The following is a 24,098-nucleotide window of genomic DNA, read 5'->3' on the forward strand; positions in this document are numbered from 1 at the left end:
AGGCGACAGGAGCGGGCAAAGAGCTTGTCTCTGGACCAGGCTGGACCGGTCACCGACAGGCAGGCCCGACCACATTCCTCAGCCGTCCGGCCGCGTGGCGCGCCTACATCGCGAAGCTGACGCCGCAGCCGCAGGAACTTGCGGCGTTCGGATTGTCGATCGTGAACCGCGCGCCTACCAATTCCTCCGTGAAGTCGATGGTTGCGCCGCCAAGAAAGGGCAGGGACGTCTCGTCGATGACGACCTTTTCGCCCGCACCTTCGAGGATCAGATCGTCGGAGGCCGGCTCATCCAGCTCGATGGCGTACTGAAACCCCGAACATCCACCACCCTCGACTGCAACGCGGAGCGCCTTGCCCGAGGCGGCGGCGCCGATCTCCGAAAGCCGCTCGAACGCGCGAGACGTGACCTGTGGCGGAAGGTTCATCGCATCAGCTCCTTGCTTTGGACCGAAGATGCGCCTGCGACGGCACACGTTCAAGCCCCGCCGGGGGCTGGGCATCCCCGGCCGCACACGGTAGCCCCGCGCCGCAAGGAGGCCTTCGATGCGCCAGCCATATGCCTGCGATCCCACCGCGAGCCGCGGCCGCCTTCACCCCGAGGAGGAGAGCCGCCATCGGTCGCCCTTTCAGCGGGATCGCGACCGGATCATCCATTCCAGCGCCTTCCGACGTCTCAAGCACAAGACGCAGGTCTTCGTTGAACATGAGGGCGACTATTATCGCACCCGCCTGACCCATTCGATCGAGGTCGCACAGGTCGCGAGGACGATCGCGAAGCATCTGGGCCTCGATGAGGAATTGGCGGAAGCCGTCGCCCTGGCGCACGATCTGGGCCACCCGCCTTTCGGTCACACCGGGGAGGAGGCGCTGGACACGCTGATGGCCCCCCATGGCGGGTTCGATCACAACGCCCAGGCCGTTCGGATCGTCACCTCGCTGGAGCGGCACTACGCCGATTTCGACGGCCTGAACCTCACTTGGGAAACCCTTGAAGGGATTGCCAAACACAATGGCCCCGTCGCCGATCCGCCGGACATTCTGTGCGCCTACGACGCGCGGCACGATCTGGAACTGCATACGTATGCAAGCCTTGAGGCGCAGGTCGCCGCACTTGCCGACGATATCGCCTACAACAACCACGATCTGCATGACGGCCTCCGTGCGGAGCTGTTCTCGACCGCCGAACTGGCCGAGCTTCCGGTCCTTCGCGATTGCTTCGCCGAGGTGGACCGGGTGTGGCCCGATCTGGACCTCTATCGAAGGCGCCATGAGGCGCTTCGCCGGTTCTTCGGAATCCTCGTGGAGGATGTACTGGCCTGCACCGAGGCCGCATTGCTCGAGGTTTCGCCCAGCTCGCCCACCGATATCCGGCTGGCCGGTCGGCCGATGGTGCGGTTCTCGGACGGGTTGTGGCAGGATCTCAAGGAGATCCGATCCTTCCTATTCCACCGGATGTACCGCGCACCCGGCGTCGTCACGATGCGGGAACGGGTGGCGAGAGTCGTCGAGGACCTGTTCGCCGCCCTGCTGGAGGATCCGTCCGATCTGCCCAAGCAGTGGCGGAAGGATGTGGCTCTCGCCGAGGGCCGGGACGCGCTGGCGCGGATCGTGTGCGACTACATCGCGGGCATGACGGATCGGTTCGCGCTTCAGACCCATGAGCGGCTGTTCGGAGAGGCGCCTTAGGAAGGTCCCCTAGGTCAGACCGCCTGCCCGGCGGCCCAGCCGGACGCCCAGGCCCATTGGAAGTTGTAGCCGCCCAGCCAGCCGGTCACGTCGACCACTTCGCCCACGAAATGAAGGCCCGGCACGGCGCGCGCCTCCATCGTGCGCGGATCGAGCGCGGCCGTATCCACGCCGCCCAGCGTGACCTCCGCGGTGCGGTAGCCCTCGGACCCTTGAGGTGTGAGGCGCCAATCGTGGACGGCCGCCGCCAACCGGTCCAGCGCGCGATTGGACTGGTCGGCCAGATTGCCGTCGAGCCGGCTGCGTGCGACCGCATCCCGGGCCACCCGTTCGGGCAGGTGCGCTGACAGAGCCCGCACGAGGCCCATCCGTCCTCCGGCCTGTCGCTGCGCTGCGAGCGCGGGTGCGATATCGGCGTTCGCCGCCAGATCCACCGAAATCTCTTCGCCCGCGCGCCAATAGGACGAGGCCTGCAGGATCGAGGGGCCCGACAGACCCCTGTGCGTGAAGAGCAATCCGTCGGAGAACCGCGCCTGCCCCGCGGTGACAGCGGCGTCGACCGATGTCCCGGACATCTCCGCCATCGCATCCTTCTGGACGCCGGAAAAGGTCAGGGGAACGAGGCCCGCACGCGTGTCGATGATGGGAAGCCCATAGGACCGGGCGATGCGGTATCCGATATCGCTGGCGCCCATCTTCGGGATCGACAGGCCGCCTGTCGCGACGACGACGCGCGCTGTCTCGAGGTCGTCAGTCCCGGTGCGGATCGTGAAAGGCCCGCTCCCCTCGACCGCCGTCACCCCGCTGTCCAGTCGCAGGACGCCCCCGGCCGCCCGCAGGTCGTCCGTGAGCATCGCGACGACCTCTTTGGCGGATCCTTGGCAGAAAAGCTGTCCGAGCGCCTTCTCCGCCCAGGCGATACCTGCGGCCTCGATCCGGTCGAGAAAGGCGCGCGCCGGGAAGCGCGAGAGCGCAGAGAGCGCGAAACGCGGGTTGGCGGAAAGGAATCGCTCCGGAATGGTCGCGCGAGAGATGTTGAGATTGGTGAAGTTGCAGCGCCCGCCGCCTGAAATGCGGATCTTCTCTCCGGGCCGTTTCCCATGGTCGAGCACCAGCGTCCGCCGTCCTCGACGCGCCGCCTCGAGGCCCGCCATGAGGCCCGCGGCACCTGCGCCAAGTATGATGACGTCCCATTTCATGGGGACGGACTAGCGCGGATGACGCCGGACCGAAATCGCGTTTCGCCCGCGCCCGGCAGCAGTCACCGGGGCGTTCCTTTCGGCGGTGTTTGGGTCACGTGATACGGACGATTCAGGGGGTTGCGCGGTCTGCAACCCTGTCCTATTTCCCCGCGCACGGTTGGGGTGTGGCGCAGTGGTAGCGCAACGGTTTTTGGTACCGCAGGTCGTAGGTTCGAATCCTACCACCCCAGCCAATCTCTTTCCGGATTTCGCGTCGGTCTCGTTGGAACGGTTCCTTGCCACTCGGGCCCTGCCGTGGCGAGTGATGAATGATGACGAGCCGCGCGAATGCCTGTGAGCAGGGCGCCGCTCGACTTTCGTTTCTGCACTCGTCGGAGCGCTGATCCACATTGTCCCTGATGCCGGCCCAGGAGAGGCCGGGTGGATGGTCTCCCCATCAAAGAACCTTCGGCCACTGTCCGATCACTCGCCCGGCGTTAGGCGCAGACGTGTTCGTAATCCGTAAAGATCAGGATCGAGCCGTCCACGTCTTGCTTCACGTAGCGAACTCGGCGGTAACGGTTGATCTGTACGGTGCCAGAGACGTCTCTTCCGTCGAATCCCACGCGGACCAGCGCCTGTACGCTCGACCCGGCGTGAAAGGCATCGCCGTGCAAGCGGCCCCGCGTCATCAGCCTGGCCGCCCGCGCGCGGCGACCGGATGGACGTCTCGCCGCAGCACGGTCTCGTTCTAGCTTGATCCATATGCCGGTGTCGCGCCGCGGGGCCGGCCGGGTCACGGGAGGAAGGCCGAGATGAAAGATCACGCTGCGACACAGGGCGCCTGCCCATTCAGAGGAACCCGCATTGGGGGCGCGCAGGGCTCGGAGCCCGGACTCGATCATTGGTGGCCGAACCGCCTCAAGGTGGAGCTGCTCTATCAGGACCCGCCGCAGGCCAATCCCCTGGGCCGCGATTTCGACTATGCCGACGCGAACGCATGGATCGACCATGACCAGCTCTGGGAGGACGTGCGCGCCTTCCTGCATAAACCAGTCGAGTGGTGGCCATCGGATTACGGCCATTACGGGCCGCAGATGAACCGCATGTCATGGCACAGCGCAGGCACCTACCGCATCGCCGACGGGCGCGGTGGGGCTGGCGAGGGGATGCAGCGCTTCGCGCCGATCAACTCTTGGTGGGACAACGGCAATACCGACAAGTCGCGTCGGTTGCTCGCACCGATCAAGGCGAAATACGGCGCTGGGCTTTCCTGGGCGGATCTTATCGCGCTGGCGGGGACGGTCGCGCTGGAGGATATGGGCCTGCCGCTGCAGGGCTTCGCCTTCGGGCGCGAGGATGCCTGGTCTGCGGATACGGGCACCTATTGGGGCCCGGAAGGTTGGTTCGGCAAAGCGCCGACCGAACAGCCTGCCGACCCGCAGGCCGGACATCCCGACCAGATGGTCAACCGCGGCCTGCGCTGGCAGGGCGGGCCCAAGGACCAGCATTACGATCTGGAGAACCCGCTGGGGGCTTCGCACCAGTCGCTGATCTATGTCGATCCGGAGGGGCCGGGCGGCAACGGCGACCCGATGGATGCAGCCCGCGACATCCGCGAGACTTTCGCCCGGATGGCGATGAACGACGAAGAGACGGTCGCGCTCGTCGCCGGGGGGCATGCGTTCGGCAAGTCCCACGGCGCCGTCCCGGCCGACAAGATCGGCGGCGCGCCCGAGATCGCCAAGATGTCGGAAATGGGCCTCGGCTGGGCCAATCCGGTCGGCGAGGGCAATGCCGAGAACACCATGACCAACGGGATCGAGGGATCATGGACGCCAAACCCGACCCGGTGGGACAATGACTACCTGACGAATCTCTTCAAGTACGAGTGGAAGCAGACGAAATCTCCGGCGGGGTCGCTGCAATGGACGCCGACGGACCCGGACGCACCCAAGACGCCCGATGCCCACCTGCCGGGCGTCGAGCATCCGCTGATGATGATGACCACCGACCTCGCCTTCAAGGTGGACCCGGATTACCGGAAGGTCTGCGAGCGGTTTCTCGAAGATTTCGATTACTTCACCGAGGCGTTTTCCAAGGCGTGGCACAAGTTGATGCACCGGGATCTCGGCCCGACCGCCCGATGGCTGGGTCCGCGGCAGGGCGGCACCTTCCTCTGGCAGGATCCGGTGCCGGAGGTCGATCATCCCCTTGTGGACGACGCGCAGGTGGCCGACCTCAAGGCGCGGGTGTTGGAGACCGGATTGGCGCACGGAGATCTGATCGCGGTCGCCTGGGCCTCGGCCTCGACCTATCGCGACAGCGACAAGCGCGGCGGGGCCAACGGCGCGCGAGTGCGTCTGGCGCCACAGCGGGGCTGGGCGGTGAACGATCCGGCACGGCTGGACCGGGTGATTGATGCGCTGGAAGGCGTGAAGGCCGACTTCGAGGGGGAGGGCGAGGCGAAGATCTCGCTGGCCGACCTCATCGTGCTGGCGGGCTGCGCGGGCGTCGAGGCGGCCGCACAGGCCGGCGGCCACGATGTCACCGTTCCCTTCGTCCCCGGACGGACGGATGCATCCGACGAATGGACGGATGCGGAGAGCTTCGACTGGCTGAAGCCCGTCGTGGACGGCTTCCGCAACTACGTGGACGAAGCCGTGGGCTACCACGTTTCGCCCGAGGGCATCGCGCTCGACAAGGCGTGCCTGCTGAAGCTGACGGCTCCGGAATGGGCGGCGCTAACGGGAGGGCTGCGGGTGCTGGATCAGAATTGGGACGGGTCCAAGGACGGCGTCTTCACCGATCGGCCCGGCGTCTTGTCCGCGGATTTCTTCCGCGTCCTGACCGATACCGATCTCGTCTGGCGACCGGAGACCGGCGAGGAAAGGCGGTTCACCCTGGAGCGCCGGGACGGCGGTGGCGCGACCTGGACAGCGACACGTCTCGATCTGGTCTTCGGAGCAAATGCCGAATTGCGCCAGATCGCCGAGCTTTATGCAGGCGCGGACGGCGAGGGTTACTTCATGCGGGCCTTCGTGAAAGCGTGGCACAAGGTCATGATGCTCGATCGGTTCGACGCGAAAGAGGCTCGAAAGGCAGCGCTGTCGGATTGCTGACGGTTGGGGGGGACGCCGGAACGGGGGGTGATCCGCTCGGCTGTCGGTAGATCGCCGGTTTCAGCGGTGACATTCGAACTATCGCATCGCGGATGCGGAGCGAATGGCCGTGGGACTTTTTCATGGACTCGGGTCAGATCGTCCGCGGCCCGTAGGCAAGACGGTTCCATGTCGGAGTGAGGACCCGAAACCGCAGCGGCCTTGGTCGGGCAGGCTTCGAAAAGGTGGAAGGGGGCGATAAGTCGGTAGGTGAGGGAATGCTCAGCACAGTGGCTGTGGCGACCGCATCCGTATCCCGTCCATCACCAGCTTTATGTGATCGGCCATCATGCGCTTGGGGTCGATCGGATCGAGGGCGCCGAACACTATCTGCCAAAGCACAGTCATCATCGCCGGCCCGACCAGCACCCGCAGGTCGAGTTCGGCGATATCGGGGCGGAACTCGCCCCGCGCGATCCCCCGATCCACGATCCGTCTGAGTAGGCCGTAGCCCGTTTCCGTGATCTGGCGGTGATAGAGCTCGACGATCGAAGGGAACCGATGGCCCTCCGCGATCAGGATACGCATGAGCACCGCCGTGCGGCTGCCGACGACCTCTTCGTAGAAAATACCGAACACTCGGCGCAGCATCCGCTCGGCGGATTCGTCCGCGGTCGGCATGTCAGCGCCGATCTCCTCCAGCGGAGCGATGAGGCGCTGGCGCAGGAGCGCTTCGAACACCGCATCCTTGCCGTCGAAGTAGAGGTAGATCGTTGCCCGCCCGATCCCCGCGCGACGTGCGATCCCTGCGGGCGTGGCCTTGGCAAACCCGTGCTCTTCGAATTCGGCCAGAGCGGCGTCGAGGATCTCGGCCGGCCGAGCCTCCTTTCTCCGCTTCACTCTTTTATCCGCCATTGCGCTCTCCCCCCGAACTTCGTAGCACGTTACCGACGCCTGTGTCAGTAAACTGGATCCAAGGCGGAGAGCCGCGCGATGAAGGACGACCAGGACGGGCTCCCCTTGGCAGAGACGGGGAATGCCATGCCCGACGACAGGGCGCCACGCCGACGATCCGGGCTGTTTCGCGTTCTTCGCCGCCTGCCAATCGTTTTCGTGCTGATCGCATGTGGCGGGATCCTGGGGCTGTATTTTCAGCCGCCTCTCTTGAGAGCCTTCTTCGGTCTGACGGGGTTGGAACCCGGGGCAGGGACCGACACGCCGATCGCGGTCGCGCTCGCACGGGTCGCCGCGCAGGAAGAGATCGCGATGGTGTCCGAGGGCGACGTCGTCGCGCTCGGCCGGATCATCCCCGAGGGTGACGTGGTCACCGTCGCCCTGCCGTTCGGGGCAGGCGATGCGCGGATCGAGACGCTGAACGCAGGCGTTGGCGATACGGTCGCTGAGGGCGACATCCTGGCCACGCTCGACAACCGGGCGCGGTTCGAGAGTGCGGTCGCCTCAGCCCGGGCCGCACTCGACGCGCAGGAGGCGTCGCTCGTCCAGACGCGTGCGGATGTCGAGGCGAGCCGGGCGGAGGCCCGCGCCGCCCTCGAACGCGCCGAAGCCACCGCCGAGGCGGCGGATGCAGAACTCGACCGCGCGACATCCCTTCTGGAGCGCGGCGTCACGACCCGCGCCGTCTTCGACGCGGCCCTCGCGCGCGCGACCGAAGCGCAGCGCGACGTCGCGAGCAGACGCGCGACCCTGTCCCGGTTCGAAACCGAAACCGGTGAAGGTCAGCCTGCGATCCTGTTGGCCGATGCGAATGTCGGCGTGGCGCGTGCGGCACTTGCCGAGGCCGAACTGAACCTCGCCGGCGCCGTCGTGCGTGCGCCGATTTCGGGGACCGTCCTGGTCGTGAATGTCCGGCCAGGGGAACGGCCCGGTGACGAAGGGATCATGGATCTGGGCAACACGGCCCGCATGACGGTCGAGGCGGAGGTCTATCAATCAATGATCGGCCGCGTCGCCATCGGAGACCCGGTCACGATCACGGCGGATGCCTTTCCGGGGTCACTTTCGGGAACCGTCTCCGCCATCGGGCTGGAGATCGGACGCCAGACGATCACCTCCGACGATCCGGCGGCCAATACGGACGCCCGCGTGGTGGACGTCATCGTGGCGCTGGACGACGCGGGATCGCAGATGGCGAGCCGCTTCACCAATCTCGAAGTCGTCGCTCGGATCGATGCGGGTCGTATGCCATGACGGCGCTCCTGACCCGGCTGATGGGGCGCCTGCCGATCGGATGGCTTCAACTGGCCCACAGCCGCACCCGATTCCTGGCGGCGCTCGCGGGTGTGGCGTTCGCGAATATCCTGGTCTTCGTGCAGCTCGGTATTCTCGGCGCGCTGAACGATTCCACGGTCGCGCCCTATGACCTCTTCGGCGGCGACATCATGATTTCTTCGGTGGATGCGAATACGCTCACGGATGGCTCGAACGTCGCGCGGACCCGCATGTTCCAGGCGCTCGGGACGCCGGGGGTGGCCGACGCGGCGCCGCTTTTCATCGGCAATATCGAGTGGCAGCGCGAGGATGGCGGCAGCTCGACCCTGCAGGTGGTCGGGCTCGATCCCGACCGGCCGGCCTTCGTTCCGGCCTCCCTCCGGGCGCCGGTCGCTGGCCTCCGCATCTCCGACACCGTCCTTCTGGATGAAAGCACGCGCGGTCTGCCGGCGGGCGCCCTCGACGGCGCGTCCTCTGCATCGCCCTACCGGTTCGAACTCGCCGGACGGGCAGTAGAGGCGGTTGGAACCGTTTCCGTCGGCGGCGGATTCACGGCGGACGGCACGCTCTATGCCTCGGATCAGACTTTTCTACGCCTCTTCGGCAGTCGGTCTTCGGCGGCGCCGAACCACGTCCTCGTCACCGTGGAGGACGGTATCGATCCGGGTGTCGTGGTCGACCGCTTGCGGGCTGTCCTGCCTGGCGACGTCGTGAAGGTTGCGACCAAGACCGACATGGCCGCAGCCGACCTCACCTATCAGACGACCGAACGGCCCACAGGCGTCATCTTCGGCTTCGGGGTCGCCATCGGCATCGTGGTCGGGCTCGTGATCGTCTATCAGGTCCTCTCGACCGATGTGGCGGACCACCTCCGGGAATATGCGACGTTCAAGGCAATGGGATACGGCCAGCGCTTCTTTCTGGGCATCGTACTTGAGGAAGCCGTGATCCTCGCGGTCTTGGGATTCGTGCCGGGTGTGGCGATCTCGGCGGCGATCTATTCGGCCATGGCTGCCGCGACGGGCCTGCCGCTGGCGATGGGGGTGGATCGCGCCGCGATGGTGCTTGCAGGCACGATCGCGGCCTGCGTGGTCTCCGGCGCCATAGCGACCCGGCGCCTTGCCGCTGCCGATCCGGCCGATCTGTTCTGATGGACGGGGCTGGGCACCATTCTGCGGTTCCGGTCGCGGTCACGGGACTCGACCATTTCTTCGGGACCGGAGAGGCGCGGAAGCAGGCAATCTGGGACGTCTCGATCGAGGTGGCACGGGGCAGCCTGACGGTTCTCATGGGACCGTCAGGCTCCGGCAAGACGACCGTGCTGACCCTGATGGGCTGCCTGCGTGACGTGCAGCACGGCTCTGTCCGCTTGCTCGGAGAGGAGCTGAACGGCGCGGCCGAGGCACGGCGCGTCGCCCTGCGTCGCCGTCTCGGCTTCATCTTTCAGGCTCACAATCTACACGAGAGCCTTTCGGCGACGCAGAACGTTCTGATGGGGCTGCAGGTCCATGGGCGGGGCGACAATGCCCTACGATTGAGGGCGGCGCATCACATCCTCGGCCTCGTCGGGCTTGGGGACCGGCTCGACTATCTGCCCGGCAGCCTGTCCGGAGGGCAGAAGCAGCGCGTCGCGGTCGCACGGGCGCTCGTGTCCAACCCCGAGGTCGTCTTTGCCGATGAGCCGACCGCCGCATTGGACAAGGAGTCCGGCGCGACGGTGGTCCGCATGCTCAAGACGCTCGGGCGCAAACGCGGGACGACGACGATCATGGTCACCCACGACAACCGAATTCTCGATCTCGCGGATCGGATCGTCACGCTGGAGGAAGGGCGCATCGTGAAAGACGTCCGGGCGCGGTGACAGAGGCGCCAGTTCACGCCCCATCTTCCATGTGCAGGGCGGTCACAGCACCGAGGCCCGGTCGTCTGCGCGGGGCCGCCACTCGATGGGCGGGCCGACGAATTCCACGCCGTATGTCGCGGCAATCTCGTTGATCCGGGACATATCCGAACCGGGCGACAGACCTTCGGCTGCGACATCGCGGAAGAAGCCGACCCCCTTGCCGGGTGGCAGCATGATCAACACGCGGGCCTCTCCGGGGCCGTGGACGATTGCGTGGGTGGCGTCCGTCATGGGTGATCTCCAATGCGAGGTGCGGGCGAGGGCGGGCACGTGAGATGTAGCCGGTTCCGCCATCCATCTCGACAAGCACCGTCATACTCCGTTCGGATCGTACCCGCCGATGCGACCTGTGGCTGGGCCGCGTTGGTCTGAGTGCATGATCTGTAGACTGCGGCCTCGGCACGCATGCGGAGAAGCCATGCAGTTCGATCGTGCAAGAATTCCGCAGGAATTTGGAAGAACCGCTCTCGCGACCCGCCTAGGTGAACCGATGGCTGCGCATGACCACCCGCGTATCCGCTCGACGTCGCGGCCTTTGCGGTGGCGTCGATACGTCGAACTACGCCATTCAGAGGCGTTTCCGACGGCATCACTCAAGATCACTTCTGTCGCCGCCCTCCTGGCTGTCGGACTGGCTCCCGGTTTCGCGGCCGCGCAGAGCATGTCCCAGGGTTACGACATGCTGACGACCGCACTCGCATCGGAGCTGGACCGGATCGGCGTCGAGTACTCCGAAGAAGATCTGTCGAACCTCTCCCTTGGGCAGATCGCCGCGCTCCAGCAAAGCCTCGATTCCGGCCAATCGGCGAGCAACACGCGCTCCCAGATCGAGACCTGGCTCGAGGATGCCCGCGAAGGCAACTGACGCGACAGGCCGGACCGGACGCCGTCCGGTCCGGCCGATCCGATACGCGACCGAGGGCTCTTGCAATGCAGAGACGACCTTTCCTGATCGCGGCAGCCTCGGGGGCCACGGGCATGATCGCGGCCGTGCTGGGATGGCGCTTGTTTTCCGGTGCGGACGCGTTTCCGGTCACGCGGACCAAGGAAGAGTGGCGCGCGCAGCTCACTCCGGACGAATTCGCCGTCCTGCGCGAAGCCGCGACAGAACCCGCGTTCTCCAGCCCGCTCAACGACCTCGAAGATCCGGGCACCTATTCGTGCGTCGGCTGCGGGAACCCAGTCTATTCGAGCGAGGACAAATTCGACAGCGAGACCGGTTGGCCCTCCTTCACCCGACCGATCAAGACCGAGGCGATCACCACGCGGCCCGATCCCAGGCTTCTTGGCCTTGCCACCGAAGTTCGCTGCAGTCGCTGTGGAAGCCATCTCGGTCACGTGTTCGACGACGGCCCGCCACCGACGGGGATGCGACACTGCATCAACGGGATAGCTCTCAGATTTGAAACCGCCTGAGCCGTGAAAATGACCATGACCCTCCGCAATGCCCTGTTGGTAATGCTCGCGATCTCACCCGCCATTGCGGCCGCCCAGGAAATGAGCGGAGCCGTCGAGCGGTGGGAGAATGGCGGCCGCATGACGATGGTCATGCCCGGCTCCGCCACCGATCCGTCGCGCAGTGTCGACGAGATCCTGACATTCGCCCCTTACGAGATGCTGGGCGATCTGGCCCGTGACGATGTGGTTCTGTTGATGCGGCACGGGCCCACGGACTGGTCCTTTCGCGACCGCGCCGGCGTCGCACCGACCGATTGCGAGAACCAGCGCGTTATGACCGAGGTGGGCAAGCGCCAGATGTACGGGTTGGGCGCCCTGCTGGTGGCGAACGATCTGCGGCCGGGCCGGATCGTCGTATCCGATTGGTGCCGCAATCAGCAGACGCTCGATGCGATGCGCGACGGGATGCTCGATGCCGATCCGGCCGCCCTCGACGATATCGAGATCGAGACGATGAGCGACCTGAACCTTCTCTTGTCGCTGGGCGGCGCGCCCGACGTCTCGGCAATGAGGGATTACATGTCACGCTGGGACGGAGGCAGCAATCAGGGTCCTCTCCTCGTGATGTCCCACTTCACCAACACTCAGGAACTGACGGAGCAGGCGGTCTACGAGGGGGAAATCCTCCTCGTCGATCCGGATCGCGACGGGCAGGTTCTCGGAATGTTGCGGCTCGCATCGGCCGGACCGGATCTCGGCCATTTCCAGGAGGACGGGGAATGAGGGCGGCTGCACGAGCGATGGCGCTTTGCGTTGCATCGCTGAGCTGGACCGGATTGGCAGCAGCCGAAGAAGCCAAGGCTTCCGGCAAGGCCGACTGGAAAGGCGAAGTCGCGCCCGTTGGCGGTTTCACGGGCCAGATGTCCATGGTCATGGAGAACGAGGTGCCTGCGGAAATGGCGGTCACCGAAGTGATCCGCTTCGAGCCTTGGCAATTGCTGGGAGAGTTGTTCCGTGACGATCTCGTCTTCGTCATGCGGGCGGGGCCGTCGGATTGGGATGCTGCCGAAGATCCCCTGTCTGATCCGCAGGATTGTGCGGCGCAGCGCCCGCTCACCGAAGTCGGAACCGACGAGATGCGGCAGCTCGGCGCGCTGCTGATCGTGAACGAACTTCGTCCGGGCCGCGTTATGGTCTCGGAGCGGTGCCGGGCGCAGATGACATACGCCGCCCTTGAGCGCGGGATGCTGGACTACGACGTGAACGCACTCGACGGGATGGTCTCGGACCTGGACGCGCGTCTGACCCTTGCCGAAGGCGAGGCGGGCGGCGCGGCCTTGCGGGACGTCGTGCTGGAATGGGACGGCGGGGCCGGTCAGGGGCCGCTTTTGGTCATCACGCATTTCCCGAATGTCGAAGCGATGACCCGCTTCCGCATCTATGAAGGCGCGATGCTGATCGTCGACCCAAAGCGGGACGGCCGGATGCTCGGCTATTTGCGGCTCGGCTCTGCGGAACCCGACCCGATCAGGTACCCCGATCACGTTGTCCGAGTGGAAGCGAGGGCTGACACGGCCGATTGACCCCGCCTTCAGGTTGGTCAGCGTGCGACGGGCAGGGGATTGCCTGTCTCGCACCTACGTGCGCCTCTATTGCCAACGGTAATTCGTATGACCCCGAGCCGACGGGATCCGCCCCAGCCCGTCGTGCTCGACAGTCTGTCGGCATGTTTGCGATCCCGATCGCATGTTCAGCCTCATGGGCATTCGCGCGCTGAAGACGACATTGCCTCGGATGGGCGCTTGGCAACTTGGCCTGATCCGGACTTCGATTATTCCACAAAGGCGGCCCTTCTGTAGAGCCGACACATCCCCCCAGTCCTTCATCTCCGTTCGACGGCCTCGCTACGGTTGCTGCGCCTCTCGCGGTGTCACGCCCCCGTGAGACTCGGGCGCCTGCCGTTGCGTCGAGGGGGGGCCGGCCCCCATTGTCGGGGCAATGCGGGTTGCGACTCGCTTCCCGAACCCGGACCCGACCCGATGCCAACCGAACGTTTCTCCTTTCCCGGCCATGACGGCGGCGACCTTGCCGCCCGGCTGGATCTGCCCGATGGGCCCGTCCTTGCGACGGCCCTTTTCGCTCATTGCTTCACATGCGGAAAGGACATCCCCGCGGCCCGCCGCATCGCCGCGCGCCTGACGGCGGCGGGCATCGCGGTGCTGCGTTTCGATTTCACCGGGCTCGGCCATTCCGACGGGGAGTTCGAGAACACATCGTTCAGCTCCAATGTCGACGACCTCGTTGCAGCGGCCGCGGAACTGGCCGCGCGGGGGCACGGTCCGGACCTGATGATCGGCCATTCGCTGGGCGGAGCGGCCGTGCTGGTCGCAGCGGCACGCTTGCCGTCGGTCAAGGCGGTCGCGACCATCGGCGCCCCGTTCGAGCCCGAACACGTCACCCATCATTTCGACGGCGCGCTGGACCGCATCCTGTCCGAAGGTGCGGGCGAGGTCGTGCTGGGCGGGCGCAAATTGCGCATCGGGCGCGAGTTCGTGCATGACGTGACCGGGCGGCGGATCGAGGACGCCGTGGCCGGGCTGGGCAGGGCGCTTTTGGTGATGCACGCCCCCCGCGACGAGATCGTGGGCATCGAGAATGCGACGGACATCTTTCAGGCCGCCAAGCATCCCAAGAGCTTCGTCACGCTGGACGATGCCGACCATCTGGTGACCCGCGCGGAGGACGCGGAATATGCCGCCGACGTGATCGGTGCCTGGGCGTCGCGCTATCTGGACCTGCGTCGCCCCGCGCCGCCCGTCGGCGCGCCAGAAGGTGTCACTCGCGTGACCGAAGTGTCGCCGGACGGGTTCACGCAGGACGTCGTGGCCTCCGGGGGCAGGCACCATCTGAAGGCGGACGAGCCCAAGGCCTATGGCGGGAGCGATCTGGGACTGACGCCCTATCAATTGCTTGCCGCGTCATTGGGCGCCTGCACGTCGATGACATTGCGGATGTATGCGCGGCGCAAGGGATGGCCTGTCGAGGGGATCTCGGTCGACGTGACTCACGACCGGATGCACGCGCAGGACGCGCCCTCCAGCGGGACGGAGCGGATCGACCGCTTTCGGCGGGTTATCACGCTGACCGGCCCGCTCGATGAGGAACAGCGCGACCGCCTGCTGGAGATCGCCGACAAATGCCCGGTCCACCGCACGCTGGAAACCGGTGCCGTCGTCGAGACGGAACTCGCGGCGCCGGCCATGGAACCGGCGGAGTAGCGGGCCGGGCGACGCGCGGCTATCCTTCGCGCGTCAACCGAGGATTCCGACCATGCCCGACATTCGCCGCACCGTCACGCTGGCCCACCCGCCCGAGCGCGTCTGGCGCGCCCTGACCGACAGCGATGCGATCGCGGTTTGGTTGATGCCGAACGATTTCCGCCCGGAAGTGGGCCACCGGTTCACGATGACGACGAAACCGGCGCCCGGCTTCGACGGAACCGTCCGGTGCGAGGTTCTGACGCTGGATCCTCCGAAAGAATTGTCCTTCTCGTGGGTGGGCGGCAACGTCGATACGATCGCGATGTTTCGTCTGGCGCCCGAGGGCGATCATTCGACCCGCCTGACCGTGACGCAGGGCCCCTTCAAGGGCGTGGGTCAGATGGTGACCTGGGGCTTTCTGAATTACGGCTGGAACGACATTCTGGTGAAGAAGCTGCCCGCACACCTTTCGATGCGAGGGCGCTGAGACACCGAGGACCCGCTTCAGGCATTCCCGCGGCTGAGTGCGGCGACGCCGGTGCGGGCCATCTCGACCAGGCCGATGGGGCGCATCAGTTCGGCGAAGGCGTCGATCTTGCCGACATCGCCGGTGATCTCGAAGACGAAGCTGTCGAGCGTCGAGTCGACCACGTTGGCGCGGAAGATCTCGGCCAGCCGCAGCGCCTCGATCCGCTTGTCGCCTTCGCCCTGCACCTTGAAGAGCGCCAGTTCCCGCTCGACCGCGGGGCCCTCGACGGTCAGGTCGTGGACGTCGTGGACCGGGACGATGCGGCCGAGCTGCGCCTTGATCTGCTCGATCACCTGAGGTGTGCCGGTGGTCACGATAGTGATGCGAGAGGTGTGCCCCTCATGGTCGACCTCGGCGACGGTCAGGCTTTCGATATTGTAGCCACGGCCGGAGAAGAGACCGATCACACGTGCGAGGACGCCGGCTTCGTTGTCCACAAGGACCGCGATCGTATGACGCTCCTGCTTGTCCGAGAAGGTCGGGCGCAGGTTGTAGGCGGAATGGCTGCTGGAGCCTTTCTTGAGTTTGAGCGGTGACATGGGTGGACCTTTCAGGAGCGGGCGTCGCGGGTCGCGCGGGCGGCGGTGGGAGGGACTAGGTCTTTGGGACCGATGGCTGTGACTGTCACGTGTGGCGCGTCACGAATTCGCCGCCGTCCCGACATTCTGACGCGTCGGGGGCGATCTAGGTGAGCCCTATGGCCGATGCGGCAGGCAGAACGGACGGGACGCTGATCCATCGCGGTGGGCCCACGAACGGCATCCGGGCCCTTCTGTTCTTCGGTGTGTTCCCGTTCTCTGTGATGGTGGGCGCGGTGCTTGCCGCCGTCATCGTCGTCCCCATGACCCGCGAGATCGTATCCAGATTGCCGGGATTGCTGGCCGGGGACTTCTCTCTGGCGGGTGGGATCGTCGTCTGGCTGTTGGTCACGGCTTTCGTAGCCGGCGTGGTTGGCATCCTGGCTGGCGCCGCGATCCGCACCGCGGCCTTTACACCCGAGATACGGGTCCGTTTGGAGAGCACGGCCCGCATCGTGCGGGTCACCTCCAAACGGCCCTTCCGGGACACGCGCGAGGAGGTCATCCCCTTCTCGGACATAGATCGGATCGAGCTTGTGCCCGACCGATATACGGCCAGCGACAATGCGCAAATCCGGATGTTTGTCACGGGCCGCCAGCACCCTGTCGTTATCGCGGAGGAGTTCGATCCGTCCCGGGCAGCGCGGCTGTTCCGAACCTATGTGCAGACCGGGCTGCCGGCCGGTGATCCGCCAGACGAACGCTGGTTCCCGCTCTAAAGCGCTTGTCGGAGGTCCAAGCGCGTACTCCTCTGCACCGCGCGATCCGACGTCGGAGCGTGGCGCGCGTTTAACCTTTCGCTGCTGACGCGTGCTGAAGACGAAACGCCATGGCGATGCTCCGCCCATGGGACACCGCGTTCGGGAACCGGCCCCCGGGGGGACGGCATTGAGAAGGGGAAGGGGCCAGAGATCGTGCCCCGCCAGCAGAGGAGATCGACGATGAAGACGCTCAAGTTGACTATGGCCGCGCTTGCCGTGACCGCCGCGCCCGCGATGGCCCAGATGATGACGCCGGCCTGGGATGGCGACGGAGACACGCTGCTGTCGCAAGACGAGTTCAACGTCGGCTTCAGCCAGGCAGGCATATTCGGCGGCTACGACAGAGATGCCGACGGTATGCTGAACGAGCAGGAATACGCGGATTCGTTCGTCGAGATCGAGAACTACCGCGACGAGGGCTACCTGCCCGGCGATTTCGCCGATTTCGACGCCGATGCGGACGGGATGTTGAGCGAGGACGAGTACAACACGTCGTGGTTCAGCGAGTATGACGTCGACGGCTCGGGCGTCTTGGAGGAAGAAGAGCGGATGGTTATCGAAAACGACCTGAGCCAGGAAGGGTTCTTCAACCGCGAGCGCGACATCTGACCCGGACTGCCGGGCTGGCCCGCTTTGGCCGGTTCCGGCACGCGTAGGGGGGCGGTCGGCGTCTGTCCGACTTGCCCCCGCTTCGACCGCGCTACTTTTATCATGATGTTTCAACTGCCGGAGACCCGACCCATGCGCCTGCCGATCCTCGTTGCCGCCACTCTTTTCGCCACCCCCGCCCTGGCGCAGGATGCTGAGTCCGAGGTTTACATGGCTTGGGCCATGGGGCCGGCGATGGAAGGGGTGGATCGCGACGGCGACGGCCGCTTCACGCAGGAAGAGATCGGGGGCACCCGTCTGGACGCGTCCGCCGATGCCGATGGGAGCGGTGATTTCGATCTGCCCGAACTCACTGCCGCGCTGTTCGCGATGTGGGATACCGATGACAGCGGATATCTGGAGCCAGAAGAACTGGAAGCCATGACAGGGCTGGCGGCCGCCGGGGTGTACGAGATCCAGTTGTAGGGCGGTCACGCGACCGCTCCGAAGAGGCGGTCGAAGACCTGCCCGATTTCATCGCCCCTGTCGAACCGACCCTTCGCGAGAACACGGTGGTTTTCGCGCGGCAGCTTGGCGCCCTCGGCGTTACCCTTCGTATGTTTCGCGACGCGGTCCCCTAAGTCCGGCAGCCTTTCGCCCGGCGCCCCGCCGATCCATCCTAAGCGGCGCAACGCCAAGTCGTCCTCGTCCACCACCAGCCAGAGGACACACCCGCCAACACGCTTGGCGAGGTCCAGACTGACCTTCTGCCGCGCCGACCGCCCCCCCGCCACGGACGCCTTGAGACGCACGTATCGTGTGACCGCCCTGGCCGACAGGATCAGGTCGTATCCATGCGCATCCGTCGCAGCCTTGGCGACCTCGACCAGACGATCGTGGCGCCATCCTTCCGCGCAGATGGCCGCGAGAAACGCATATTCCATGTATTCCTCGCGCTGGGACGAATACCGCGAATGGCGGTCGTCAGCACTCACACCAGCACCGACCCCTTTGCGTCGATCACGCCTTGGGTTTCGGCCTCACCCAGCAGCATCTCGTTATGGGCCTTGCCCGACGGGATCATCGGGAAGCAGTTCTCGTGCTTCTCGACGAGGCAATCGAAGACGACCGGGCCGTCATGCGCCAGCATGTCGCGGATCGCATCGTCCAGATCGGCCGGGTCGGCGCACTGGATGCCCTTGGCACCGAAGGCCTCGGCCAGCTTGACGAAATCCGGCAGCGCCTCTGACCAGGAATGGCTGTAACGCTCACCATGCAGCAGCTCCTGCCACTGGCGGACCATGCCGAGGCGTTCATTGTTGAGGATGAACTGCTTCACGGGCAGGCGGTACTGCACCATCGTGCCCATCTCCTGCATGTTCATCAGCCACGAGGCCTCTCCGGCGACATTGATCACGAGGCCGTCGGGATGCGCGACCTGCACGCCCATTGCCGCCGGCTGGCCGTAGCCCATCGTGCCCAGGCCACCGGAGGTCATCCACCGGTTCGGATCCTCGAAGCCGATATATTGCGCCGCCCACATCTGGTGCTGGCCCACCTCGGTGCAGATGAAGCGGTTCGGATGATCCTTGGTCAGCGCCTCGAGCCGCTCGACAGCGTATTGCGGCTTGATCGTCTTCTCGGAGGGCTTGTAGGCGAGGCAGCGTTTCTCGCGCCAGGCCTCGATCTTGACCCACCACTTCTGAAGCGCCTCGCGGTTGACCTTGCGGCCGCGGGACTTCCAGACGCGCAGCACGTCTTCGAGCACGTGGCCGACATCGCCCAGAACGGGGATGTCCGCCTTGACGACCTTGTTGATGGAAGACGGGTCGATATCGACATGGACCTTCGCGGAGCCGGGCGAGAACGCGTCGATCCGGCCGGTGATCCGGTCGTCGAACCGCGCGCCGATGTTCAGCATCAGGTCGCAGCCATGCATGGCCATGTTCGCCTCGTACAGGCCGTGCATGCCCAGCATCCCCAGCCATTTGTCGCCCGAGGCGGGATAGCAGCCCAGACCCATCAACGTGGAGGTGATGGGGAAGCCGGTCGCCTCGACCAGTTCGCGCAGGAGCTGGCTTGCAGCGGGGCCGGAATTGATGACGCCGCCCCCGGTGTAGAAGACCGGACGCTCGGCGGTCTCGATCGCCTCGACCATCGCCTCGATCATCTCGGGGTCGCCCTTCAGGCGGGGCTGGTAATGCGACGTCTCGGTCTGCTTCGGGCCGACATACGTGCCCTGTGCAAATTGCACATCTTTGGGGATGTCGATCAGGACGGGGCCGGGGCGGCCGGATGTGGCGACGTGGAACGCCTCGTGGATGACACCGGGCAGCGCATCGGTCTCTTTCACCAGCCAGTTGTGCTTGGTGCAGGGGCGGGTGATGCCGACGGTATCCGCCTCCTGGAACGCGTCGGAGCCGATCATGAAGGTGGGCACCTGACCCGACAGGACGACGATCGGGATCGAGTCCATCAGGGCGTCGGTCAGGCCCGTGACGGCATTCGTCGCGCCCGGGCCGGAGGTGACCAGAGCAACGCCCGGCTTGCCGGTCGAGCGGGCATAGCCCTCGGCGGCGTGGACAGCAGCCTGTTCGTGGCGCACGAGATAATGGCGGATGCGGTTCTGCTGGAAGATCTCGTCGTAGATCGGGAGGACCGCGCCGCCGGGATATCCGAACACCGTGTCGACGCCTTGATCCGCCAGGGCCTTCACGACCATCTGCGCGCCGGTCATCTGCTTGCTCATCTGCCTTGTCCCCTCTGCCGCTTCCGCATCTGCGCGGCGTGACGAAAAACCCCCGGAGGGGAAGCTCCGGGGGCGCATGGTTGCCGTTATGGCCGTCGCTTCCTCAGCGACCCATGCACCCTGTTCCTACGATTACGAGAAGGTTGCCCATGCCCGTTCCTTTGGTTTCGTCCGTTTTGCCGCGCGATTCCCACGGGGTCAACAGGCGCGGAGAAAGTTTCTCGCACCGAGGCAGATATTTGCAAATGTTGCGCGGGGTCCCGTCGCTGGGGTCCTGTTCGGTGCGGGTCCGGCCACGGGGCAGGTGGAGGGGGAGGCCGTGGCCGGACCACTTGCGGCGCCCGACCTGGGAGGGCCGGGCGCCGCGCCTCGATCGAGCGGATCCGCTTAGGAGGGGATGAGGCCCGCGTCGATCGCGGCGGCCATTTCCGCCTCGCTCAACACGCCGTCGGCGTCGGTGTCGGCGGCGGTGAAGGTTTCGGCCGTGGCATCGGGATAGGCCGCCTGGAACTCTTCGAGCGACACGGCGCCGTCACCGTCGGTATCCTGGGCGGCGGCCGGGCTGGTCACCGCGAAGGTGACGGCAAGAATGGCGGCGATCTTGGTTACGATCGTTTTCATGGGTCTTTCTCCCTGCATGTTGCGAGCGGGTTGTCCGCTCGGTGCGTTGCGAGCGGTCGATCCGCTCGACGGCAAGGGATCAGGTCGGGCCGGCCATTCCGAGGGCGCCCCGCAGAAAGAGCCGTTTCGCGCGTTGGCCCGCCCCTTTGGTGCCGGATCCTGCGCGCGATCCCGCAGGACAAAATCCGCCGACCGGCTTTCGGCGGAAATACCCGGACGGGCGTGGCGCTTTCCGGCTTTCTCTTGCCGAAATCGTGCGATCCGGCCGGTGGCAGGGGGATGCCGGTCGTCAGGGGGGCGGAGGCGAGGTGCCAGCGCGCGGTGGTTCGGCTTGCAAGAGCGGGGGCCAGGGGCGGCCGGATCCGCGGCCTAGCCCATCAGACCCGGAAGCCAGAGGACGATCCCCGGAAACGCGATCAGAACGGCGACTGTGGCCACGTCCGCGATGAAGAACGGAGAGGCACCGCGGAACACATCCTGGACCGAGATATCCATCTTCGAGTCCTGAGCCACACCGGCGACGACGAAGCAGTTCAGTCCGATGGGTGGCGTGATCAGACAGAGCTCGGCCATCTTCACGACGATGATGCCGAACCAGATCGCGGCCTCTTCGTTGGTCATCCCCAACGCGCCCACGCCGCCCGCCTCGGCCCCGTTCAGCGCCATCACGGCCGGGAAGGTCACCGGCAGCGTCAGGATCAGCATCCCGATCGCGTCCATGAACATGCCGAGGACGACGTAGACCAGCAGGATCATCAGCAGGATCGCGTAGGGCGGATAGTCGAGCCCCGCGATGAAGTCGGCGAAGACCTCCGGAAGTTTCGCGAACCCCAGATAGCGCACGTAGATCAGCACGCCCCAGATCATCGCGAAGATCATGACGGTCAGCTTGGCCGCTTCCATCAGCGCGCCCTTGAGCTGACCCCAGCGCATCCCCTGCCAGAGCGCCATCGCCAGGACGACGCCCGCACCCAAAGCGCCTGCCTCAGTCGGCGTCGCCCAGCCGAAATAGATCGAATAGACGATGATGAAGACGACCAGCAGGATCGGCATGGCACCGGGCAGAGCCTCGAACCGCTGCTTCCAGGTGAAGCCACCGATGGCGGGGCCGAGATCGGGGCGCAGCTTGGCCAGCCCGATCACCAGCCCGCCATAGATCAGCGCCGAGACGAGGCCGGGAAGAAAGCCCGCCAGCAGGAGCTTGCCCACCGATTGCTCGACGATGATCGCATAGATCACGAGGATCGCCGAGGGCGGGATCAGCGAGGCCAGCGTGCCGCCCGCCGCGACGACACCCGCCGCAAAGCGCTTGTCGTAGCCTTCGCGCAGCATCTCTGGGATGGCGATGCGGGCGAAGACCGCCGAGGTGGCGACCGACGCGCCCGAGACGGCGGCAAAACCGGCGGTGGCGAAGACGGTGGCCACGCCGAGCCCGCCGGGCGTCCAGCCGATCCAGCGCTTCGCGGCCTCGAAGAGATAGCGCGTCAGGCCCGCGTAATAAGCCAGATAGCCGATGAGGATGAAGGTCGGGATCAGGCTGAGCGCGTATTGCGTGGCCTTCGAATGGGGCACCTGACCGGTCAGTTTGGCGGCGGTGATCAGCCCGCGATCGAACCCCTGGTTGCCCATGAAGTGCAGCGCCAAGCCCAGAAAGCCGATGAAGGCGGCCGCGAAGGCGACGCGCACCCCGATGACGACCAGCACCAGCAACAGGCCGGACAGCCAGAGCGAAACGGTGAACGTATCGACGCCGTCGAGCAGGGCGCGCATGTCGATGAGCTGATCCATCAATCGGCCACCGATGCGGCTTCCTTGCTGGCTTGCTCCGCCGGGTCCTCTGGCAGGGGAACGGCGACCGGCCGCGGATCGCCCGTGCGCAAGGCGCGACCATAGGCCCAGAGTTGCAGGATCAGGCGCAGCCACAGGATCGCGAAGGCGATGGGCACGGCCAGCTTGGCCGGCCATAGCGGCAGCGCGATGTCGATCGAGCTGTCGGTGGACCAGTTCGGCGCGTTGAAATCGAAGCTGCGGTCGAAGTGGAACCACGTCCCGTAGATCAGCGCCGTGACCACGAGCAGCATCAGCAGAACCGACACGAATTCGAACAGCCAGAGCACGCGACCCTTCAGGCTGCCGACCAGCAGATCCATCCGGATATGGCCCCCTTCGCGTTGAACGTAGGCCAGACCGAGGAAGGCGAAGATCGCCATGAATTGCTCGGTCCAGTCGATATAGCCGGGGACGGGCGCGTTCAGGAGTTTGCGCATCAGCACGTTGGCAATGGCCAGCAGAACGAGCGCGAAGATCGTGATGCCGGCGGCGAGGTTGAGCAGGGATTCCAGCCTGAGCAGCGCGCGGTCCGTCCGCGAGAGCCGGGTCCCGTCGGTAAGGACCGAGGATGTGGTGGCCATGGGCGCCTCGCTCGCCGGGAGGGTGGAGGCTTCCGTTACCGGACGCCTCCCTCACAAATGCTTAAGCGGGCCGGGGCCCGCCGGTCTGCGACCTTACTCCGGCGCGTTGTCGGCGACGGCCTGCACTGTCAGGTCATAGAGTTCCTGGCCCGGTAGCCCGTTGGAGGTCGCCTCCTCGATCCAGGCCTGGTGGATGGGATCGGCATTGCCGCGCAGGCGCGCGATCTCGGCCTGATCGACCTGAACTTTCTGGACGCCCTTCTCCAGCAGGACTTCGTCCCAGCGCTGCAGCAATTCGGCATAGTTGAGCAGGTAGTGCTCGATCGCTTCGCCGACGGCCTCGTCGAGGATCGCGCGATGCTCGTCCGAAAGCGCCTCGTAGGCGTCGATGTTCACGACCACGGGGCAGTTGACGGTGCCGGGGTTCAGGTTCTCGGTCCACCAATCGGCGATGTCGATCGTGCCGAAGGACAGATGCGCATGCTGGGCGAAAGCCACGGCGTCGACGACGCCGGATTCCATCGAGTTGTAGGCTTCGGTGGCGGTGACCGAGGTGGGCACCGCGCCCGCCGCCTCCATCACCTGGCCGATGCCGCCGGTGGCGCGCACGCGCATGCCGTCGAACTCCTCGACGGTGTCGCGCGGCTCTCCGGTGCCGACGAGGTTGTATTGCGGCATGGGGCTGGTCATCAGGATGCGCGCGTTCCACTGCGCCATCTCGTCCTGAACGGCGGGGTGGGCATAGACGGCGTTCGCGACCGCGACCTCTTGCTCAAGCGTCTCGACGCCGAGGAAGGGAAGTTCCAGCACGGTGATCGCGCGGTTCTTGTCGCGGTGGTAGCCGGCGCAGAACTGAGCCATCTCGAAGGCGCCGATGGAAATGCCGTCGAGGTTTTCGCGGTTGTTGGACAGGCCGCCATAGCTGATCGCCATGGTGAACTCGCCGCCGGAGCGTTCCTCGACCAGTTCGGCCAGCTTCTCGACATGTTCCGTGAAGGCGCGCCGCTGGCCCCAGAGCGAGACGTTCCATTCGGTCGCCAGCGCCTCGGACGCAAAGGCAAGTGTCAGGGCGGCGGTGGCCGTGGCGGTCATCGTTTTCAT

At 65.8% G+C, this 24,098-nt stretch carries 26 protein-coding genes and 1 tRNA gene; 15 read left to right on the plus strand and 12 right to left on the minus strand.

What is annotated here, in order from left to right; all coding sequences use genetic code 11:
• Nucleotides 1-103 precede the first annotated feature (103 nt).
• Nucleotides 104-427, minus strand: coding sequence for a HesB/IscA family protein (locus jaqu_RS05225; protein ID WP_043917881.1), 324 nt, complete (start codon nucleotides 425-427; stop codon nucleotides 104-106).
• A gap of 118 nt (nucleotides 428-545) precedes the next feature.
• Here jaqu_RS05225 and jaqu_RS05230 point away from each other — a divergent pair, with 118 nt between their 5' ends.
• Nucleotides 546-1,688: a deoxyguanosinetriphosphate triphosphohydrolase gene (locus jaqu_RS05230; RefSeq protein ID WP_043917882.1), complete on the plus strand. Its 1,143-nt coding sequence runs from the start codon at nucleotides 546-548 to the stop codon at nucleotides 1,686-1,688.
• 14 nt (nucleotides 1,689-1,702) lie between these two features.
• Here the strand turns inward: jaqu_RS05230 and jaqu_RS05235 are convergent, their stop codons facing one another.
• The gene (locus jaqu_RS05235) at nucleotides 1,703-2,887 is read right to left on the minus strand and encodes a BaiN/RdsA family NAD(P)/FAD-dependent oxidoreductase (protein ID WP_043917883.1); all 1,185 of its coding nucleotides are present in this window, start codon (nucleotides 2,885-2,887) and stop codon (nucleotides 1,703-1,705) included.
• Nucleotides 2,888-3,048: 161 nt separating this feature from the next.
• Between jaqu_RS05235 and jaqu_RS05240 the strand changes: the two genes are divergently transcribed.
• A tRNA-Gln gene (locus jaqu_RS05240) sits at nucleotides 3,049-3,123 on the plus strand.
• A gap of 243 nt (nucleotides 3,124-3,366) precedes the next feature.
• Here the strand turns inward: jaqu_RS05240 and jaqu_RS05245 are convergent.
• Entirely contained in the window at nucleotides 3,367-3,561 is a 195-nt protein-coding gene (locus jaqu_RS05245; RefSeq protein ID WP_043917884.1) for a PQQ-dependent sugar dehydrogenase, read from the minus strand.
• A 123-nt stretch (nucleotides 3,562-3,684) separates the two neighbouring features.
• Between jaqu_RS05245 and katG the strand changes: the two genes are divergently transcribed.
• The gene (katG, locus tag jaqu_RS05250) at nucleotides 3,685-5,991 is read left to right on the plus strand and encodes a catalase/peroxidase HPI (RefSeq protein WP_043917885.1); all 2,307 of its coding nucleotides are present in this window, start codon (nucleotides 3,685-3,687) and stop codon (nucleotides 5,989-5,991) included.
• Nucleotides 5,992-6,252: 261 nt separating this feature from the next.
• On the opposite strand, the gene jaqu_RS05255 is transcribed toward katG, so the two are convergent.
• Nucleotides 6,253-6,870 carry a TetR/AcrR family transcriptional regulator gene (locus jaqu_RS05255; RefSeq protein ID WP_052500782.1) on the minus strand — a complete coding sequence of 206 codons (618 nt, stop codon included), beginning with the start codon at nucleotides 6,868-6,870 and terminating at the stop codon, nucleotides 6,253-6,255.
• 93 nt (nucleotides 6,871-6,963) lie between these two features.
• On the opposite strand from jaqu_RS05255, the gene jaqu_RS05260 reads away from it, so the two are divergent.
• From jaqu_RS05260 to jaqu_RS05270, 3 genes are read left to right on the plus strand one after another with little or no spacing between them, the layout of a single operon-like run.
• Complete coding sequence (locus jaqu_RS05260; protein WP_043917887.1) at nucleotides 6,964-8,178, plus strand: HlyD family efflux transporter periplasmic adaptor subunit; 1,215 nt, start codon at nucleotides 6,964-6,966, stop codon at nucleotides 8,176-8,178.
• Complete coding sequence (gene devC, locus jaqu_RS05265; protein ID WP_043917888.1) at nucleotides 8,175-9,350, plus strand: ABC transporter permease DevC; 1,176 nt, start codon at nucleotides 8,175-8,177, stop codon at nucleotides 9,348-9,350. Before jaqu_RS05260 ends, devC begins: the two co-directional genes overlap by 4 nt.
• Nucleotides 9,350-10,060 carry an ATP-binding cassette domain-containing protein gene (locus jaqu_RS05270; protein ID WP_043917889.1) on the plus strand — a complete coding sequence of 237 codons (711 nt, stop codon included), beginning with the start codon at nucleotides 9,350-9,352 and terminating at the stop codon, nucleotides 10,058-10,060. Before devC ends, jaqu_RS05270 begins: the two co-directional genes overlap by 1 nt.
• Nucleotides 10,061-10,102: 42 nt before the next feature.
• Here jaqu_RS05270 and jaqu_RS05275 read toward each other — a convergent pair whose 3' ends face one another.
• On the minus strand, nucleotides 10,103-10,333 hold the full coding sequence (locus jaqu_RS05275; RefSeq protein ID WP_043917890.1) for a hypothetical protein: 231 nt from the start codon (nucleotides 10,331-10,333) through the stop codon (nucleotides 10,103-10,105).
• Between the two features lie 259 nt (nucleotides 10,334-10,592).
• Here jaqu_RS05275 and jaqu_RS21585 point away from each other — a divergent pair, with 259 nt between their 5' ends.
• From jaqu_RS21585 to jaqu_RS05305, 6 genes are all read left to right on the plus strand, one after another.
• Complete coding sequence (locus tag jaqu_RS21585) at nucleotides 10,593-10,967, plus strand: hypothetical protein (protein WP_043917891.1); 375 nt, start codon at nucleotides 10,593-10,595, stop codon at nucleotides 10,965-10,967.
• 113 nt (nucleotides 10,968-11,080) lie between these two features.
• Complete coding sequence (msrB, locus tag jaqu_RS05285; RefSeq protein ID WP_236687796.1) at nucleotides 11,081-11,518, plus strand: peptide-methionine (R)-S-oxide reductase MsrB; 438 nt, start codon at nucleotides 11,081-11,083, stop codon at nucleotides 11,516-11,518.
• 9 nt (nucleotides 11,519-11,527) lie between these two features.
• Complete coding sequence (locus tag jaqu_RS05290) at nucleotides 11,528-12,283, plus strand: histidine phosphatase family protein (RefSeq protein ID WP_043917893.1); 756 nt, start codon at nucleotides 11,528-11,530, stop codon at nucleotides 12,281-12,283.
• The gene (locus jaqu_RS05295) at nucleotides 12,280-13,083 is read left to right on the plus strand and encodes a hypothetical protein (protein ID WP_141134356.1); all 804 of its coding nucleotides are present in this window, start codon (nucleotides 12,280-12,282) and stop codon (nucleotides 13,081-13,083) included. The genes jaqu_RS05290 and jaqu_RS05295 overlap by 4 nt, the downstream gene beginning before the upstream one ends.
• Nucleotides 13,084-13,539: 456 nt before the next feature.
• Nucleotides 13,540-14,778: a bifunctional alpha/beta hydrolase/OsmC family protein gene (locus jaqu_RS05300; RefSeq protein WP_043917895.1), complete on the plus strand. Its 1,239-nt coding sequence runs from the start codon at nucleotides 13,540-13,542 to the stop codon at nucleotides 14,776-14,778.
• A gap of 52 nt (nucleotides 14,779-14,830) precedes the next feature.
• Nucleotides 14,831-15,247 carry an SRPBCC family protein gene (locus tag jaqu_RS05305; RefSeq protein WP_043917896.1) on the plus strand — a complete coding sequence of 139 codons (417 nt, stop codon included), beginning with the start codon at nucleotides 14,831-14,833 and terminating at the stop codon, nucleotides 15,245-15,247.
• Between the two features lie 17 nt (nucleotides 15,248-15,264).
• Here the strand turns inward: jaqu_RS05305 and ilvN are convergent, their stop codons facing one another.
• Complete coding sequence (ilvN, locus tag jaqu_RS05310) at nucleotides 15,265-15,828, minus strand: acetolactate synthase small subunit (RefSeq protein ID WP_043917897.1); 564 nt, start codon at nucleotides 15,826-15,828, stop codon at nucleotides 15,265-15,267.
• A gap of 158 nt (nucleotides 15,829-15,986) precedes the next feature.
• Between ilvN and jaqu_RS05315 the strand changes: the two genes are divergently transcribed.
• The 3 genes from jaqu_RS05315 (at nucleotide 15,987) to jaqu_RS05325 (ending at nucleotide 17,702) form a co-directional block, all read left to right on the plus strand.
• Nucleotides 15,987-16,586 carry a hypothetical protein gene (locus jaqu_RS05315; protein ID WP_043917898.1) on the plus strand — a complete coding sequence of 200 codons (600 nt, stop codon included), beginning with the start codon at nucleotides 15,987-15,989 and terminating at the stop codon, nucleotides 16,584-16,586.
• Nucleotides 16,587-16,808: 222 nt separating this feature from the next.
• Nucleotides 16,809-17,237 carry a hypothetical protein gene (locus jaqu_RS05320; protein WP_043917899.1) on the plus strand — a complete coding sequence of 143 codons (429 nt, stop codon included), beginning with the start codon at nucleotides 16,809-16,811 and terminating at the stop codon, nucleotides 17,235-17,237.
• 132 nt (nucleotides 17,238-17,369) lie between these two features.
• Entirely contained in the window at nucleotides 17,370-17,702 is a 333-nt protein-coding gene (locus jaqu_RS05325; RefSeq protein WP_043917900.1) for an EF-hand domain-containing protein, read from the plus strand.
• A 5-nt stretch (nucleotides 17,703-17,707) separates the two neighbouring features.
• On the opposite strand, the gene jaqu_RS05330 is transcribed toward jaqu_RS05325, so the two are convergent.
• From jaqu_RS05330 to jaqu_RS05355, 6 genes are all read right to left on the minus strand, one after another.
• Entirely contained in the window at nucleotides 17,708-18,211 is a 504-nt protein-coding gene (locus tag jaqu_RS05330; protein WP_052500783.1) for a hypothetical protein, read from the minus strand.
• On the minus strand, nucleotides 18,208-19,965 hold the full coding sequence (locus jaqu_RS05335; RefSeq protein WP_043917902.1) for an acetolactate synthase 3 large subunit: 1,758 nt from the start codon (nucleotides 19,963-19,965) through the stop codon (nucleotides 18,208-18,210). The genes jaqu_RS05330 and jaqu_RS05335 overlap by 4 nt, the downstream gene beginning before the upstream one ends.
• Nucleotides 19,966-20,352: 387 nt before the next feature.
• A complete protein-coding gene (locus jaqu_RS05340; RefSeq protein WP_043917903.1) occupies nucleotides 20,353-20,586 on the minus strand; it encodes an EF-hand domain-containing protein in 234 nt (77 codons plus the stop codon).
• A 369-nt stretch (nucleotides 20,587-20,955) separates the two neighbouring features.
• A complete protein-coding gene (locus jaqu_RS05345; RefSeq protein WP_084629428.1) occupies nucleotides 20,956-22,374 on the minus strand; it encodes a TRAP transporter large permease in 1,419 nt (472 codons plus the stop codon).
• A complete protein-coding gene (locus jaqu_RS05350) occupies nucleotides 22,374-22,997 on the minus strand; it encodes a TRAP transporter small permease subunit (RefSeq protein ID WP_043917904.1) in 624 nt (207 codons plus the stop codon). Before jaqu_RS05350 ends, jaqu_RS05345 begins: the two co-directional genes overlap by 1 nt.
• A 93-nt stretch (nucleotides 22,998-23,090) precedes the next feature.
• Nucleotides 23,091-24,098, minus strand: a complete 1,008-nt coding sequence (locus jaqu_RS05355; RefSeq protein WP_043917905.1) for a C4-dicarboxylate TRAP transporter substrate-binding protein — start codon at nucleotides 24,096-24,098, stop codon at nucleotides 23,091-23,093.

Source organism: Jannaschia aquimarina, from assembly GCF_000877395.1.
Lineage (GTDB): Bacteria > Pseudomonadota > Alphaproteobacteria > Rhodobacterales > Rhodobacteraceae > Jannaschia > Jannaschia aquimarina.